At 70.9% G+C, this 14,113-nt stretch carries 11 protein-coding genes; 6 read left to right on the top strand and 5 right to left on the bottom strand.

What is annotated here, in order from left to right:
* From ACH4DZ_RS12670 to glgB, 3 genes are all read left to right on the top strand, one after another.
* On the top strand, window positions 1-306 hold a 306-nt coding region (locus tag ACH4DZ_RS12670; protein ID WP_398287042.1), incomplete at its 5' end, for an alpha-glucosidase C-terminal domain-containing protein.
* Between the two features lie 93 nt (window positions 307-399).
* Complete coding sequence (locus tag ACH4DZ_RS12665) at window positions 400-1,848, top strand: maltokinase (protein ID WP_398287040.1); 1,449 nt, start codon at window positions 400-402, stop codon at window positions 1,846-1,848.
* Window positions 1,849-1,891: 43 nt separating this feature from the next.
* Window positions 1,892-4,393, top strand: coding sequence for a 1,4-alpha-glucan branching enzyme (gene glgB / locus ACH4DZ_RS12660; RefSeq protein ID WP_398287038.1), 2,502 nt, complete (start codon window positions 1,892-1,894; stop codon window positions 4,391-4,393).
* Window positions 4,394-4,630: 237 nt separating this feature from the next.
* Here the strand turns inward: glgB and ACH4DZ_RS12655 are convergent, their stop codons facing one another.
* The 4 genes from ACH4DZ_RS12655 to ACH4DZ_RS12640 form a co-directional block, all read right to left on the bottom strand.
* Window positions 4,631-6,934: a HelD family protein gene (locus ACH4DZ_RS12655; RefSeq protein ID WP_398287037.1), complete on the bottom strand. Its 2,304-nt coding sequence runs from the start codon at window positions 6,932-6,934 to the stop codon at window positions 4,631-4,633.
* A gap of 206 nt (window positions 6,935-7,140) precedes the next feature.
* On the bottom strand, window positions 7,141-7,473 hold the full coding sequence (gene trxA, locus ACH4DZ_RS12650) for a thioredoxin (RefSeq protein ID WP_398287035.1): 333 nt from the start codon (window positions 7,471-7,473) through the stop codon (window positions 7,141-7,143).
* Window positions 7,470-7,898, bottom strand: coding sequence for a MerR family transcriptional regulator (locus tag ACH4DZ_RS12645; RefSeq protein WP_398287034.1), 429 nt, complete (start codon window positions 7,896-7,898; stop codon window positions 7,470-7,472). Before ACH4DZ_RS12645 ends, trxA begins: the two co-directional genes overlap by 4 nt.
* Before the next feature lie 64 nt (window positions 7,899-7,962).
* Complete coding sequence (locus tag ACH4DZ_RS12640) at window positions 7,963-8,484, bottom strand: Lrp/AsnC family transcriptional regulator (RefSeq protein WP_398287033.1); 522 nt, start codon at window positions 8,482-8,484, stop codon at window positions 7,963-7,965.
* Window positions 8,485-8,594: 110 nt separating this feature from the next.
* Here ACH4DZ_RS12640 and ACH4DZ_RS12635 point away from each other — a divergent pair, with 110 nt between their 5' ends.
* Complete coding sequence (locus ACH4DZ_RS12635) at window positions 8,595-9,548, top strand: NAD-dependent epimerase/dehydratase family protein (RefSeq protein ID WP_398287032.1); 954 nt, start codon at window positions 8,595-8,597, stop codon at window positions 9,546-9,548.
* Between the two features lie 234 nt (window positions 9,549-9,782).
* Here ACH4DZ_RS12635 and ACH4DZ_RS12630 read toward each other — a convergent pair whose 3' ends face one another.
* On the bottom strand, window positions 9,783-11,192 hold the full coding sequence (locus ACH4DZ_RS12630; protein WP_398287031.1) for a cation:dicarboxylate symporter family transporter: 1,410 nt from the start codon (window positions 11,190-11,192) through the stop codon (window positions 9,783-9,785).
* A 144-nt stretch (window positions 11,193-11,336) separates the two neighbouring features.
* Here ACH4DZ_RS12630 and ACH4DZ_RS12625 point away from each other — a divergent pair, with 144 nt between their 5' ends.
* Complete coding sequence (locus tag ACH4DZ_RS12625; RefSeq protein WP_398287030.1) at window positions 11,337-13,226, top strand: ATP-binding protein; 1,890 nt, start codon at window positions 11,337-11,339, stop codon at window positions 13,224-13,226.
* Window positions 13,223-13,915 (top strand): response regulator, encoded by a 693-nt coding sequence (locus ACH4DZ_RS12620; RefSeq protein ID WP_398287029.1) that lies wholly within the window; start codon window positions 13,223-13,225, stop codon window positions 13,913-13,915. Before ACH4DZ_RS12625 ends, ACH4DZ_RS12620 begins: the two co-directional genes overlap by 4 nt.
* The last annotated feature ends 198 nt before the right edge of the window (window positions 13,916-14,113 follow it).

Genomic DNA, 14,113 nt, shown 5'->3' with positions numbered 1-14,113 from the left:
CGCCGCATGATCGAGATCCGCAAACAGAACCCCGCCTTCGGCCTCGGCACCTACACCGAACTCCCCTCCTCCAACCCCGCCGTCATCGCCTTCCTGCGCGAATACAAGGACGACCTCGTCCTGTGCGTCCACAACTTCTCCCGCTTCGCCCAGCCCACCGAACTCGACCTCCAGACCTTCACCGGACGCCACCCCGTCGAACTCATCGGCGGCGTCCGCTTCCCCGCCATCGGCGAACTCCCCTACCTCCTCACCCTCGCCGGCCACGGCTTCTACTGGTTCCGCCTCCGCAAGGACGCGGTCTAGAGGACTCGCACAACGGACGGCGGGGCGGTTTCCCCCGCCCCGCCCTGGGCACGCAGTAGTAACACCCCGACTCCGGGGAAAGGACGCGACGCCATGTCCGAAGCCGTCACCCACTCAGTGCACTCCGCTTCGACAAGCCCCGGCCTTCTCGCGTCCCTCGATCCACTGCTTCGCGAGTGGCTTCCACGGCAGCGGTGGTTCGCGGGAAAAGGCCGTCCCGTCACCGGGTTCTCCCTGGTCTCGGCGACCGAGGTGCTGCCACTGAACTCCAGACTGGGCCTGCTCCATCTGCTCGTACGGGCCCATCAGCCGCTCGTGCCCACACAGAGCGCGCCCGCGCATCCGGCCGACTGCTACCAGCTGCTGCTCGGCGTGCGCGAGACACTGCCGCCACGGCTGGCGCCCGCGCTGATCGGCCATCCGGCACAGGGGCCGCTGGCCGGACTGACCGTGTACGAGGCCCTGCACGACCCGCGCCCCGCCGATGTCCTCCTGGAGGCCCTGCGGGAACGGGCACACATCGGTGAGCTGCGCTTCGAGCGGGACATGGCGCAGGAGATCCGGGGCGATCTGGTGCCGCGCCTGGTGACCGCCGAGCAGTCCAACTCTTCTCTCGTCTATGGAGATACGTTCATCCTGAAGCTCCTGCGCCGGATCGTGCCCGGGATCAATCCCGATCTGGAGCTGCCGCTGGCACTGGCCCGCGAGGGCTGCTCACGGGTTCCGGCGCCCGCCGGCTGGATACTCGCGGATCTGGCCGACGACCCCGCGGTCCCGGGCGATCCCGGCGACCCGTACGTCCTGGGTGTCCTGCAACCCTTTCTCCAGGGCGCCTCGGACGGCTGGGACCTGGCACTGCGCGAGCTCGCCAAGGGCGAGGACTTCAGCGGTGCGGCGCGGGCGCTCGGCCGGGCCACGGCCGAGGTGCACACCGCGCTGGCCCGTGCGCTGCCCGAGGTGACCATGGGACGCGCCCAGATGGAACTGCTGGTAGAGGGCATGACCGAGCGGCTGACGGCGGCCGTCCAGACGGTGCCCTCGCTGCTGCCGTACGCGCCCGGTCTGCGGTCCGCGTTCGACGCGCTCGCCGACCTGGCGAGCGAGGGCCGGACGTGGACGGCCCAGCGGATCCACGGGGACCTGCACCTGGGCCAGTGTCTGCGGTCGCCGTCCGGAAGCTGGTCGCTGATCGACTTCGAGGGTGAGCCCTCCAAGCCGCTCGCCGAACGGCGCCTGCCCCAGCCGACCGCGCGGGACGTGGCCGGCATGCTCCGCTCCTTCGACTACGCCGCGCACTCGCTCCGGGCCGAGGGGACTCCTGTGTCCGCCGTGCCCGGCTGGGCGGACGCGTGCCGGGCCGCGTACTGCTCCGGTTACGCCGAGGCCGGCGGGCGTGATCCGCGTACGGACCCGGTGCTGCTGCGCGCGTACGAGACCGACAAGGCGATCTACGAGGTCGTGTACGAGGCACGGCACCGGCCCGACTGGCTGCCCGTGCCGATGGCGGCAGTCCGCCGGCTGGCCCTTCCCGAACCGTCCTGACCCGACCCGCTCCACCTCTCACCGTGCCGAGGAGGCTCCGCCCGTGACGCCCCGCCCGAACCCACCCGCCAAGAAGCCGAAGAGCTCGAAGGCCAAGGCCAAGGCCGCGGACAAGGCCGCAGACAAGGCCAAGGTCACCGGCAAGGTCACCGGCAAGGCCGCCGACCAGGTGCAGGCCGAGCCGGCGGTGGAGGACGTACGGGCCGACGTACGGGCCGACGTACGGGCCGAGGTCACGGAGCCCGCACCCGTCACGCCCACCGCCGCCCCCGACGCCCCCGCTCCTCCCGACGCCCCCGCTTCTCCTGACGCCCCCGTCGTGCCTGTACCGGTTCCGGAGCCCGTCCAGGAGGTGCGGTCGCAGGCCGTGCTGGACCGGGCCGACCGGGAACGGCTGCTCGGGGGCGCGCACCATGATCCGCACGCCGTGCTCGGGGCCCACCCCGTGCCGGACGGTGTGGTCTTCCGGGCCCTGCGGCCGTACGCGCTCGCCGTGACCGTCGTCGCCGAAGGGCTGCGGGCCGAACTGCGGGACGACGGGGACGGGTTCTTCTCCGCCGTGCTGCCGCTGCGGGAGGTGCCGGAGTACCGGCTGCTGGTGGAGTACGAGGGGGCGGTGCAGGAGGTCGCGGACGCGTACCACTTCCTGCCCACGCTCGGCGAGTTCGATCTGCACCTGTTCGGGGAGGGGCGCCACGAGCAGCTGTGGACGATGCTCGGCGCGGAGCCCATGGAGCACCAGGGCGTGCCCGGCACCCGCTTCTCGGTCTGGGCGCCGAACGCCCGCGGTGTACGGATCTCGGGGTCCTTCAACTTCTGGGACGGGACCGCGTTCCCGATGCGCTCGCTGGGCTCCTCCGGTGTGTGGGAGCTGTTCGCCCCCGGTGTGCGGGAGGGTGAGCTCTACAAGTTCGAGATCACGCGCCCCGACGGGACGAAGACGATGCGCGCCGACCCGATGGCGCGGCGCACGGAGCTGCCGCCCGCCACGTCGTCCGTGATCCACGCCTCGCGTCACGAGTGGCAGGACGAGGAGTGGATGGCGCGCCGGGCCGACCGCCCCGCACACCAGGCCCCCTTCTCGGTCTACGAACTCCACCTGGCGTCCTGGCGACCGGGCCTGACGTACCGTCAGCTGGCCGAACAGCTGCCGGTCTACATCTCCGACCTCGGCTTCACGCACGTCGAGCTGATGCCGGTCGCCGAGCATCCCTTCGGCGGCTCCTGGGGCTACCAGGTCACCGGCTTCTACGCCCCCACCGCCCGGCTCGGCACCCCCGACGACTTCAAGTACCTGGTCGACGCGCTGCACCGGGCAGGCATCGGCGTGATCATGGACTGGGTGCCCGCGCACTTCCCGCGGGACGAGTGGGCGCTGGCCGAGTTCGACGGACGGCCGCTGTACGAGCACGAGGACCCGCTGCGGGCCGCGCACCCCGACTGGGGGACCCTCGAATTCGACTACGGGCGCCGCGAGGTGCGTAACTTCCTGGTCGCCAACGCCGTGTACTGGTGCGAGGAGTTCCACATCGACGGGCTGCGCGTCGACGCGGTCGCCTCCATGCTCTACCTCGACTACTCGCGCGAGGCCGGCCAGTGGACACCCAACGTCCACGGCGGCCGGGAGAACCTCGACGCCGTCGCCTTCCTCCAGGAGATGAACGCCACCGTCTACCGCCGCGAGCCCGGTGTCGTCACGATCGCCGAGGAGTCGACCGCGTGGGACGGTGTCACCCGGGCCACCCACCACATCGGGCCCGGCGGCTTCGGCGGTCTCGGCTTCGGCCTGAAGTGGAACATGGGCTGGATGCACGACTCGCTGGACTACGTCTCGCACGAGCCGGTCCACCGCAGGTACCACCACCACGAGATGACGTTCTCGATGGTGTACGCGTACAGCGAGAACTACGTCCTGCCCATCTCCCACGACGAGGTCGTCCACGGCAAGCGGTCGTTGGTGTCGAAGCTGCCGGGCGACTGGTGGCAGCAGCGTGCCACCCACCGCGCCTATCTGGGCTTCATGTGGGCCCACCCCGGCAAGCAACTCATCTTCATGGGCCAGGAGTTCGCGCAGGGCGCCGAGTGGTCCGAGGCGCACGGGCCCGACTGGTGGCTCCTCGACCCGTCGTACGGGGCCGAGGCCGACCACCGGGGTGTACGCGATCTCGTCCGCGACCTCAACTCCGTGTACCGGCGGGTGCCGGCGCTCTGGGAGCTGGACACCGATCCCGCCGGGTTCGGGTGGGTCGCCGGGGACGCCGCCGAGGACAACGTCTTCGCTTTCCTGCGGTACGCGGCGGATGGTTCGCCGTTGCTCGCGGTGTCCAACTTCTCGCCCGTGGTGCGGCAGGAGTACCGGCTCGGGGTGCCGGACGATGTGCCTGCCTGGCACGAGGTGCTGAACACGGACGCGGGGCGGTACGGCGGGGGTGGTGTCGCGAACGCCGACCCCGTGAAGCCGGACGATCTGGCCTGGCACGGCCGCCCGGCCAGCATCCGCCTGACGCTGCCGCCACTGTCGACGCTGTGGCTGCGCCCGGCATAGCCCCGGATTCCCTCGCCCCCGCCGCCCCTACCCGTCCCGTCACTGCCTCGGGGGCGCTGCCCCCGAACCCCCGGTCCTCAAACGCCGGACAGGCTGAAAGATTCGCGGCCGGGCTGAAGATCTCCGGCCGCCCGGCGACATCTCAGCCCGTCCGGCGTTTGAGGACAAAGGGGGGCGAGGGGGCGCAGCCCCCATGTGTGGACGGGAACGGGTAGGGGCGACGGGGGCGAGGAGAGGTCAGAAGGACTCTGCCAAGGGCTTCGGGAGTGGGGTCGTGTGGATGATCCCCAGTGACTGGGTCGCACGGGTCAGCGCCACGTACAAGTCACTCGTCCCGAATCCCGCAGGCTCCACCACCAACACCGCATCGAACTCCAACCCCTTGGCCTGACGCGGGTCGAGCAGCACGACCCCGAGGGTGAGATCGGGCGACTCCCCCGCCACGACCCCGTCGAGCCGCGCGGCCAGCGCCCCGTGCAGCGCCCGCGGCGCAATCACCGCCAACCGCCCCTCCACAGGGGCAAGATCGGCGACAGCCTTCTCCACCGCCCCGGCGAGATCGGACGTCTCGCAGGCCCAGGGCCGCACCCCCGTGGACCGCACGGAACTCGGCGGTTCGAAGTCTGCGCGCTCCGCACGGAGAACCGCCGCGGCTACCTCCATGATCTCGGCCGGTGTGCGGTAGTTGACGGCGAGGCGGGTGTGCTCCCAGCGGTCCTCGACATAGGGGTGGAGGATGTCGGACCAGGAGCCGACACCCGCCGCCTCGGCCGTCTGGGCCGGGTCCCCGACCAGCGTCATCGACCGCGTCGGACTGCGCCGCATCAGCAGCCGCCAGGCCATCGGCGACAGCTCCTGCGCCTCGTCGACGATGATGTGCCCGAACGCCCAGGTCCGGTCGGCGGCGGCCCGCTCGGCGGCGCTGCGGTGGTCGTCCTCCTCGTGGCGCTCGGCCATCCGTTCGGCGTCGATGATGTCGTGCGCCGACAGGACCTCCGCGTCCTCGACGTCCATGTCCTCGAATTCGTACGTCCTTGACGCGTAGGAGACGTCCAGGACGCCCTGCGCGTAGGCGACCTGCCGGTCCCGTTCCTGCTCGGCGGCGGCGCGCGTCAACCGGTCGTCCTCGCCGAGGAGTTCGGCGGCCTCGTCGAGGAGGGGGACGTCGGAGGTCGTCCAGGCCCGGGTCACCGGGCGCCGGACGGCCTCCGCGTCCGCCGCGGTGAGGTACGCGTCGGGCTCGGCGAGGAAGTCCGCGACGAGGCGCCGCGGGGTGACGCGCGGCCACAACTGGTCGATGGCGGCCCAGACCTCGGGGTTCTCGGCGAGATCGTCGCGGATCTGGGTGATGTCACTGGGGTCGAGCAGGTTCGTGCCGTCGAAGGGGTCCGTACCGATCCGCTCGGCGAGCATGTCGGTGAGGGTGTTGAAGATGTGGCCCTCGAAGTGTTCGCGGGCCACGTTGTGCGGCAGCCGCGCCTCACGCGTGCGGTCGCGGGCGACCCCTACGAGACCGGCGTCGAGCATCAGGATGTCCCGGTCGTGCTCGATGGCGATCACCGGGTCGGGCAGCGCCTGCCGGTCGCGTACGACGGCGGCGAGGACGTCGGCCATGTCGGCGCGGCCCTTCACCGCGGCGGCCTCGGGGATGTCGGAGGCGGTCGCCCGTACGCCGGGGAACAGCTCGCCGACGGTCGCCAGCAGGACGCCCGTCTCACCGAGCGAGGGCAGCACCTCGCCGATGTAACCGAGGAAGGCGGGGTTCGGGCCGACGATCAGGACGGCCCGCTTGGCGAGCAGTTCCCGGTGCTCGTAGAGGAGGTACGCCGCCCGGTGCAGCGCGACGGCCGTCTTGCCGGTGCCGGGGCCGCCCTCCACCACCAGGATGCCGCGGTGCGGGGCGCGGATGATGCGGTCCTGCTCGGCCTGGATGGTCTGCACGATGTCGCTCATGCGGCCGGTCCGCGCGGAGTTGAGCGCCGAGAGCAGCACGGCGTCGCCGGTCGGGTCCTCATGGCCCGTGCGCAGCCGGTCGCCCAGGTCGAGGATCTCGTCGTGCAGAGCGGTGACGGTACGTCCCTCGGTGGTGATGTGCCGACGGCGGCGCAGGCCCATGGGGGTGTGGCCGGTGGCGAGGTAGAAGGGGCGGGCGACCGGGGCCCGCCAGTCGATCAGGATCGGGGTGTGCTCGGCGTCGTCGGCGCGGATGCCGATACGGCCGATGTGGTGGGTGAGGCCGGACGGGTCGGACGTGGAGTCGGAAGTGGGGTCGGAAGCCGAATCGGTAGGAGTGGCCAGGTCGATTCGGCCGAAGCAGAGCGAGCCGTCCACCGCGTTCAGCGCGGCGAGCAGGCCGGAGCGTTCGGCGACGAGGACGTCCCGTTCGAGGCGGGCCTGCATGGGGGTGCTGCCCTGCGCGAGGGCGTCGGTCACCGAGGCCTCGGTGCCGCCGCGCAACGCGTCGACGCGCGTGTACAGGCCGTCGATGAATTCCTGCTCGCGGCGCAATTCGTCGTCCGGCAATCCATCGGTCGAGTTCATATCTGCGTCTGTGCCTGTCTTTGCGCCTGTGTCTGTCTCTGCGTCTGTGTTCGGGGCCCTGTTTGACAATTCCGCTCCCGGCCGGATATACTGCGAACAGTGAACTTCTTCGTGACCTGCTTTATGTAAGTCGCGAACCATTCAATATACGCAAGGAAATCCCCCGTCGGCAATTGCCGACGGGGGATTTCCTTATTCCGTCTCCGTCAGAGCACGTCCGCCAGCTCCTCAAGGAGCCTGCGCTTGGGGCGGGCGCCCACCATCGACTTCACCGGCTGCCCGTCACGGAACACGATGAGCGTGGGCATCGACAGCACCCCGTACGCGTTCGTGGTCTCCGGGTTCGTGTCCACGTCCAGCTGCACCACCTTCAGACGGTCCCCCTCCTCGGCAGCGACGGCGCTCAGCACCGGCGCGATCTGCCGGCACGGCGGGCACCAGTCCGCGGTGAACTCCACCAGCACGGGCAGCTCCGCCCGGATCACCTCCGCCTCGAAGCTGTCGTCCGTCACCTCGGCCACACCCACTGCCTTGATCACCCCGTCCGCCCTCCCAGTTCGCATACGGGTTCCGGACCGCCCGGAACCACCGCCTCGGCCGCCAGCTCGTCCATCGCCCGCTCGGCGCGCGCCAACTGCCCGCCGACCTGCTCACGTACCGACCGCAGCTCGTCGATCAGCGCGTCGAGCTCACCCAGCTTGCGCCGGTACACGGCGAGCGAGGCCGGACAGGCGTCACCCTCCGGGTGGCCGGCCCGCAGACACTCCACGAAGGGCCGCGTCTCCTCCAGGTCGAACCCGAAGTCCTGCAGCGTCCTGATCTGCCGCAGCAGCTTCAGATCGTCCTCGTCGTACGTCCGGTACCCGTTGCTCCCGCGTTGCGCGGGCAGCAGCCCCCGCGACTCGTAGTACCTGAGCGTGCGCGTGGTGGTCCCGGCCCGCTCCGCCAGCTCGCCGATTCGCATGCCGTGACGGTAATCCTTGACGCCGACGTCAAGGCAAACGGTCCGGGACCGCTTCCCCGCCGCGTCAGCGCGTGACGGGTGGCAGCAATGGCTTGCGCTCCACCGGGGACGACAGGACGATCGACGTCGTCGTACGGCCCAGCGCCGACGTCTGCTCCAGTACGTCCTCCAGGTGGACGGTGTCCTCCACCGCGACCTTGAGGATCCAGCAGTCCTCGCCGACGACGTGGTGGGCCTCGGTGACCTCGGGGCGGGCGAGCAGCTCCAGTGTCCTCGGATGCTTCAGGGTGTAGCCGCCGTGCGGGTCGACCCGGATGAAGGCCTGGATGCCGTAGCCGAGGCGCGGTGGCGACACATGGGCGCCGTAGCCGGTGACGGCGCCGGCCGACTCCAGACGGCGGACGCGTTCGGCGACGGCCGCCGGGGACAGCCGGACCCGGCGGCCCAGCTCGCTGAGCCTGATCCGGCCGTCGCTCTGCAGCAGCTCCAGGATCTGCCGGTCCAGGGCGTCGAAGCCCACCGACGTTTCGGCGGCGCCCGCTCGCGAATGCCGTGGTTCTTTCTGTGCCGCTACCGGATCTCCCATGTCTCCCCCTTCAGACCGCACACGTACGGCACGAGAATTATGACCGCGGGTCCGGTCCGGTTCGAGCTGGTCCGATCTGCTCCGGTCGGGATCTCAGGAAAAGGGGCAGCGTGCGTGACGTGTGTGTCATAGGCGGAAGCCGGTATTTCGGCAAGCGGCTGATCGACCGGCTGCTTTCCGCCGGGGACGGGGTCACCGTCGTCAATCGCGGTTCGGCGGCGCCGCCCGCCGGGGCGGTCCACCTCGTCGCCGACCGCGACGACGAGGAGTCCCTGGAGCGGGCGCTCGGTTCCCGCACCTTCGACGTCGTCGTCGACCAGGTCTGTTACACCCCCGTCCAGGCGGCGATCGCCCGCCGGGTCTTCGCGGGACGCACCCGGCGCTACGTCATGACGTCCACGGTCGAGGTGTACGAGCACGAGGACTCGGCGGGCCTTGTGGGCGAGGACGCCGTGGACCCGCGTACGGTCCGCGTCGACCTCGGGCTTCCTTGGGGGGACCCGGAGTTCCGCGACGCCCACTACGGCGAGGGGAAGCGGCAAGCCGAGGCGGTCTTCGCGACGGGGTCGGCGGATACCGCTGATATCGCAGATGCCACAGATACCGCGGACGCGGAGTTTCCGTATGTGGCCGTGCGGGTGGCCCATGTGCTGGGCGGGGACGACGACTTCACGGGGCGGCTCGCGCACTACGCGGAGCGGATCCGCTCGGGGGAGCCGATCGTTGTGCCCGCGGTGAATCATCCGGCCACGTACATCCATGTCGAGGAGATCGCGGATTTCCTCGCGTGGGTGGTGGGCCGGGAATTCACCGGGCCGGTGAACGCGGCGTCGCACGGGGTGCTGGGGACCGAGGAGTTGTGTGGAGTGGTGGCGGCGGGGGTTCCTGGCGGGAAGGTGCTTCTGCGAAGCGGGGATGGGAGTGGGGGTGGGGATGGGGGGTTGTCGCCGCTTTCCTTCCCACGCTCGTACGGGATGGACAACGCGCGCGCCACGCGCCTCGGCTTCGCCTTCGGCCACGTCCGGGAGTGGCTGCCGCGCGCCGTGACCGAGACCCTTCACTGACCGCGCGTCCCCCCGGCCGTCGTACGCCTGCGGGCCGGCGGGGGCTTGTCGCGCGGTTCCCCGCGCCCCTGGGGGCATCGTGCGGGCGCGGTGGGGGTTGCCCGCGCCGTTCCCCGCGCCCCCAAGGCGGGGCTGCGCCCCATCAGGGGCGCGGGGAACGGCGCAGTCTTTTGTCTTTCAGGGGCGCGGGGAACGGCGCGGGCAACCCCCACCGCGCCCGCGCAAGCCGCGCGGCTACGCCTTCGCCAGCGCCTTGTCGCCGGGCCCCGGCTGCTCCGGCACACCGGCGGACCCGGCCGACTCGTCGCCGTCGGCACGACCCCCGTGGCCGTCGTCCAGCAACGTCGTCTCGTCGAACGGGATCCGCCCCGCCAGCACCTCGTCCACCCGGGGCCGGTCGATCTCCTTGGTCCACGTACCGATCAGGACCGTCGCCACCGCGTTGCCCGCGAAGTTCGTCAGGGCGCGCGCCTCGCTCATGAAGCGGTCGATGCCGACGATCAGACCGATGCCGTCCACCAGCGCCGGCTTGTGGGACGCGAGACCGCCCGCCAGGGTGGCCAGACCCGCACCGGTGACACCCGCCGCGCCCTTGGAGGCGACGAGCAGGAAGAGGAGCAGCGGGATCTGCTCACCGATCGACATCGGTGTACCCATGGCGTCGGCGATGAACAGCGAGGCCATGGTCATGTAGATCATGGTGCCGTCGAGGTTGAAGGAGTAGCCGGTCGGGACGGTGATGCCGACCACCGGCTTGCTGACGCCCAGGTGCTCCATCTTCGCGATGAGCCGCGGCAGCGCGGACTCGGAGGAGGAGGTGGACAGGATCAGCAGGAACTCACGGCCCAGGTACTTGAACAGCAGGAAGATGTTGAGGCCCGCGACGATCCGCAGCATCGCGCCGAGCACGATGAAGACGAAGAGGAAACAGGTGGTGTAGAAGCCGAGCATCAGGACGGCGAGGCTCTTGAGCGCGTCCACACCCGCCGAGCCGGTGACCGCCGCCATCGCGCCGAACGCGCCGATGGGCGCCGCCCACATCACCATGGCGAGGATGCGGAACACGAGCCGCTGGATGTGCTCGATCCCGCGCAGGACCGGCGTACCGGTCGACCCCATGGCCTGGAGCGCGAAGCCGGCGAGCAGCGCGACGAGCAGGGTCTGCAGGACCTCGCCGCCGGTGAACGCGGAGACGATCGTCGTGGGGATGATCCCGAGCAGGAACTCCTCGGTGTTCTTGGCCTCGACGACCTGCCCCTGGCCCGCGTCCTTGATCGCGTCGGTCACCGCGAGGCCCGTCCCGGGCTCCAGGATGTTGCCGACGACCAGGCCGATGGCGAGCGCGACGAACGACATGACCACGAAGTAGCCGAGGGCGATGCCGCCCACCGCGCCGACCTTGGCGGCCTTGCGTACCGAGCCGATGCCCAGGACGATCGTGCAGAAGATGATCGGCGAGATCATCATCTTGATCAGGTTCACGAAGCCGGTACCGATCGGCTTCAACTTCACCGCGAAATCGGGGGCGATCAGACCCACCGCGATACCGGCGGCCACGGCGATGATCACCGCGATGTACAGATAGTGCGTGCGGTCCCGCTTGGCTGCGGGAGCGGCAGGTGCCGTATCGGGTGTGCTGGTCACGGCTGCCCTCCTTGACGACGTCGTCGGCATCATCCGGCGTGCGGCTCACGTCCGGGGGTTGACGGTGACTATCTCGTAGCGTGTGAGGGCGGTCACCCTTCCGTTCATTACGTTCACGCATTTCCGGCCAGGCAGACTGTTTCCATGCGCCTCCCCCGTGCCCCACGACCTCGCAGCCTGGCCGGCCAGCTCTTCGCCATGCAGGCCGTGCTCGTCGCCGTCGTCGTCGCGGGCTGCGCGCTCTTCACGTACATCAGCGACCGCAGCCAGGCCGAGGACGCGGCGGGCCGCCAGGCGATGGGGGTGGCGCGCTCGGTCGCGGACTCCCCTTCCGTACGGGAGGCCATCCGCACCGCGAACCCGACGAGGACGCTCCAGCCGTACGCGCTGGCGGTGCAGCGCGGCGCACAGGTCGACTTCGTCACGATCATGAACCCCGAGGGCATCCGCTGGACCCACCCCAACGAGGAACTGATCGGCAAGCACTTCCTGGGGCACACGGACCGTGCGCTGCTGGGCCAGTCCTTCACCGAGACGTACACCGGGACGCTCGGGGAGTCCGTGCGGGCGGTCACGCCGATCCATGACGGTGGCCGGATCGTCGGTCTTGTCAGTGCGGGGATAAAGGTCGACGAGATCAGTCAGCGGGTCGAGGGGCAGGTCAAGGCGCTGTTCGGGGTGGCCGCCGCCGCGCTGGCCCTGGGCGCGGTCGGTACGTACGTCATCAACGCCCGGCTGCGCCGCTCCACCCACGGGATGAACGCGGCCGAGCTGAGCCGCATGCACGACTACCACGAGGCCGCGCTGCACGCGGTGCGCGAGGGGCTGCTGATGCTGGACGGGCAGTACCGGGTGGCGCTGATCAACGACGGCGGGCGCGAGCTGCTGGGGGTGGGCGGTGACGTCGTGGGCCACTCGGTGGCGGAGCTGGAACTGCCGGCTCCGCTGACGGGGGCGCTGCTGTCGGGTGAGCCGCGGGTGGACGAGGTGTATCTCACCGAGTCGCGGGTGCTGGTCGTGAACACCTCGCCGGTGTCGGGCGGTGAGCGCCGGGGCACGGTCGTGACCCTGCGCGATGTCACCGAGCTGCAGTCCCTGATGGGCGAGCTGGACTCCGAGCGGGGCTTCACCACGGCGCTGCGCTCGCAGGCCCACGAGGCCGCGAACCGGCTGCACACGGTCGTCTCGCTGATCGAGCTGGGGCGGGCCGAGGAGGCGGTCGACTTCGCCACCGCCGAGCTGGAGCTGGCGCAGGCCCTGACCGACCAGGTCGTCGCGGCGGTCAGCGAGCCGGTCCTCGCCGCGCTGCTGCTGGGCAAGACGGCGCAGGCGAACGAGCGCGGTGTCGAGCTGGTGGTCTCCGAGGACAGCAGCATCGACGACGGCCTGCTCCCGGCCGCCCTCACCGCCCGTGACCTGGTGACGGTCCTGGGCAATCTGATCGACAACGCCGTGGACGCGGCGCAGGGCTCGGTGGGCGCCCGGGTCACCGTCACCGCGCTCGCGGACATCGAGGGCCTCGTCCTGCGGGTCACCGACACCGGGGCGGGGGTGGACCCGGCCCACACGGAGGAGGTCTTCCAGCGCGGCTGGTCCACGAAGCCGGCGGGGCCCGGTGGACGGGGGCTCGGCCTCGCCCTCGTACGGCAGGCGGTGGCCCGCCACGACGGCACCCTGACCGTGACGACGGCACCCGGAGGCGGCGCATCCTTCGAAGCACGCCTGCCACTACCCCCCACAACCCCGAAACCCGCCACACCCCCGCGCCTTGAAGGGGCGCGGGGAACGGCGCGACCAGCCCCCACGGCCCCGCACCCCGAACCCGAACCCGAACCCGAGGCTGATCCCTCCAGGCGCGCGGGGAACGACGCAATCCCCCGCCCTGAAGGGGCGCGGGGAACTGCGCGACAAGCCCCCACCAACCCGCACCCCGAACCCGAGACCGGGACCGGGACCGAATCCGGGACCGGGACCCGGGCCGAGGCAGGGGCGCAAACCCAAGCCCCGCCCACACCGCACGGAGGCACCCCATGAGCACGCCTTCCCCCGGGCAGGACATCCGCGTCCTGGTCGTCGAGGACGACCCCGTCGCGGCGGACGCGCATGTCCTGTACGTGGGGCGCGTGCCCGGCTTCGTCGCGGTCGGCAAGGCGCACACGGGCGCCGAGGCCAGACGCGCGCTGGACCGCACACCCGTGGACCTCCTCCTCCTCGACCTCCACCTCCCGGACGTACACGGCCTGCAGCTGGCCCGTTCACTGCGCGCCGCCGGCTACCACGCGGACGTGATCGCGGTGACGTCCGCACGCGACCTCGCGGTCGTACGGGAGGGCGTGTCACTCGGGGTCGTGCAGTACGTACTGAAGCCGTTCACCTTCGCCACCCTGCGCGACCGGCTCATCCGCTACGCCGAGTTCCACGCCGCGGCCGGCGAGGCCAGCGGTCAGGACGAGGTCGACCGGGCCCTGGCCACGCTCCGGGCGCCAGGACCGGCCGCTCTGCCGAAAGGGCTGAGCGCGCCCACCCTGGAGAAGGTCACGCGCGCGCTGCGCGACCGCGCCGAGGGGCTGACCGCGACCGGCGTCGCGGAGGCCGTCGGCATCTCGCGGATCACCGCCCGGCGGTATCTGGAGCATCTGGTGGACGCGGGACGCGCCGGGCGGAGCCCCCAGTACGGACAGGTGGGCCGGCCGGAGCTGCAGTACCGGTGGGTGAAGGGGTAGGCGGCGGACACGTACCCGTGGCCGAACAATCAGGCCATATGCGGGACTACACGGCGCTACGGGACCACGACGGGCCGCGACAGGGCACGATGAGACACGACCGTAACGGAGCAGTCGCGCAAGGTCATTGACCTGGCATGACCACTGCTCCTACGTTCGGGCCATCGAACAACGGCCACAAAGACGTCGGCCGGCAGG

This window comes from Streptomyces sp. NPDC017991, from assembly GCF_044328075.1.
In the GTDB taxonomy this organism is placed as follows: domain Bacteria; phylum Actinomycetota; class Actinomycetes; order Streptomycetales; family Streptomycetaceae; genus Streptomyces.
This window is presented reverse-complemented; position numbering and strand designations above follow the sequence as displayed.

Excerpts from the sequence above, each read along its gene's own strand:
- ACH4DZ_RS12640 (WP_398287033.1), bottom strand. The coding sequence starts at position 8,484 with ATGGGAGATCCGGTAGCGGCACAGAAAGAACCACGGCATTCGCGAGCG.
- ACH4DZ_RS12620 (WP_398287029.1), top strand. The coding sequence starts at position 13,223 with ATGAGCACGCCTTCCCCCGGGCAGGACATCCGCGTCCTGGTCGTCGAG.
- ACH4DZ_RS12655 (WP_398287037.1), bottom strand. The coding sequence starts at position 6,934 with ATGAACTCGACCGATGGATTGCCGGACGACGAATTGCGCCGCGAGCAG.
- ACH4DZ_RS12645 (WP_398287034.1), bottom strand. The coding sequence starts at position 7,898 with ATGCGAATCGGCGAGCTGGCGGAGCGGGCCGGGACCACCACGCGCACG.
- ACH4DZ_RS12625 (WP_398287030.1), top strand. The coding sequence starts at position 11,337 with ATGCGCCTCCCCCGTGCCCCACGACCTCGCAGCCTGGCCGGCCAGCTC.
- ACH4DZ_RS12665 (WP_398287040.1), top strand. The coding sequence starts at position 400 with ATGTCCGAAGCCGTCACCCACTCAGTGCACTCCGCTTCGACAAGCCCC.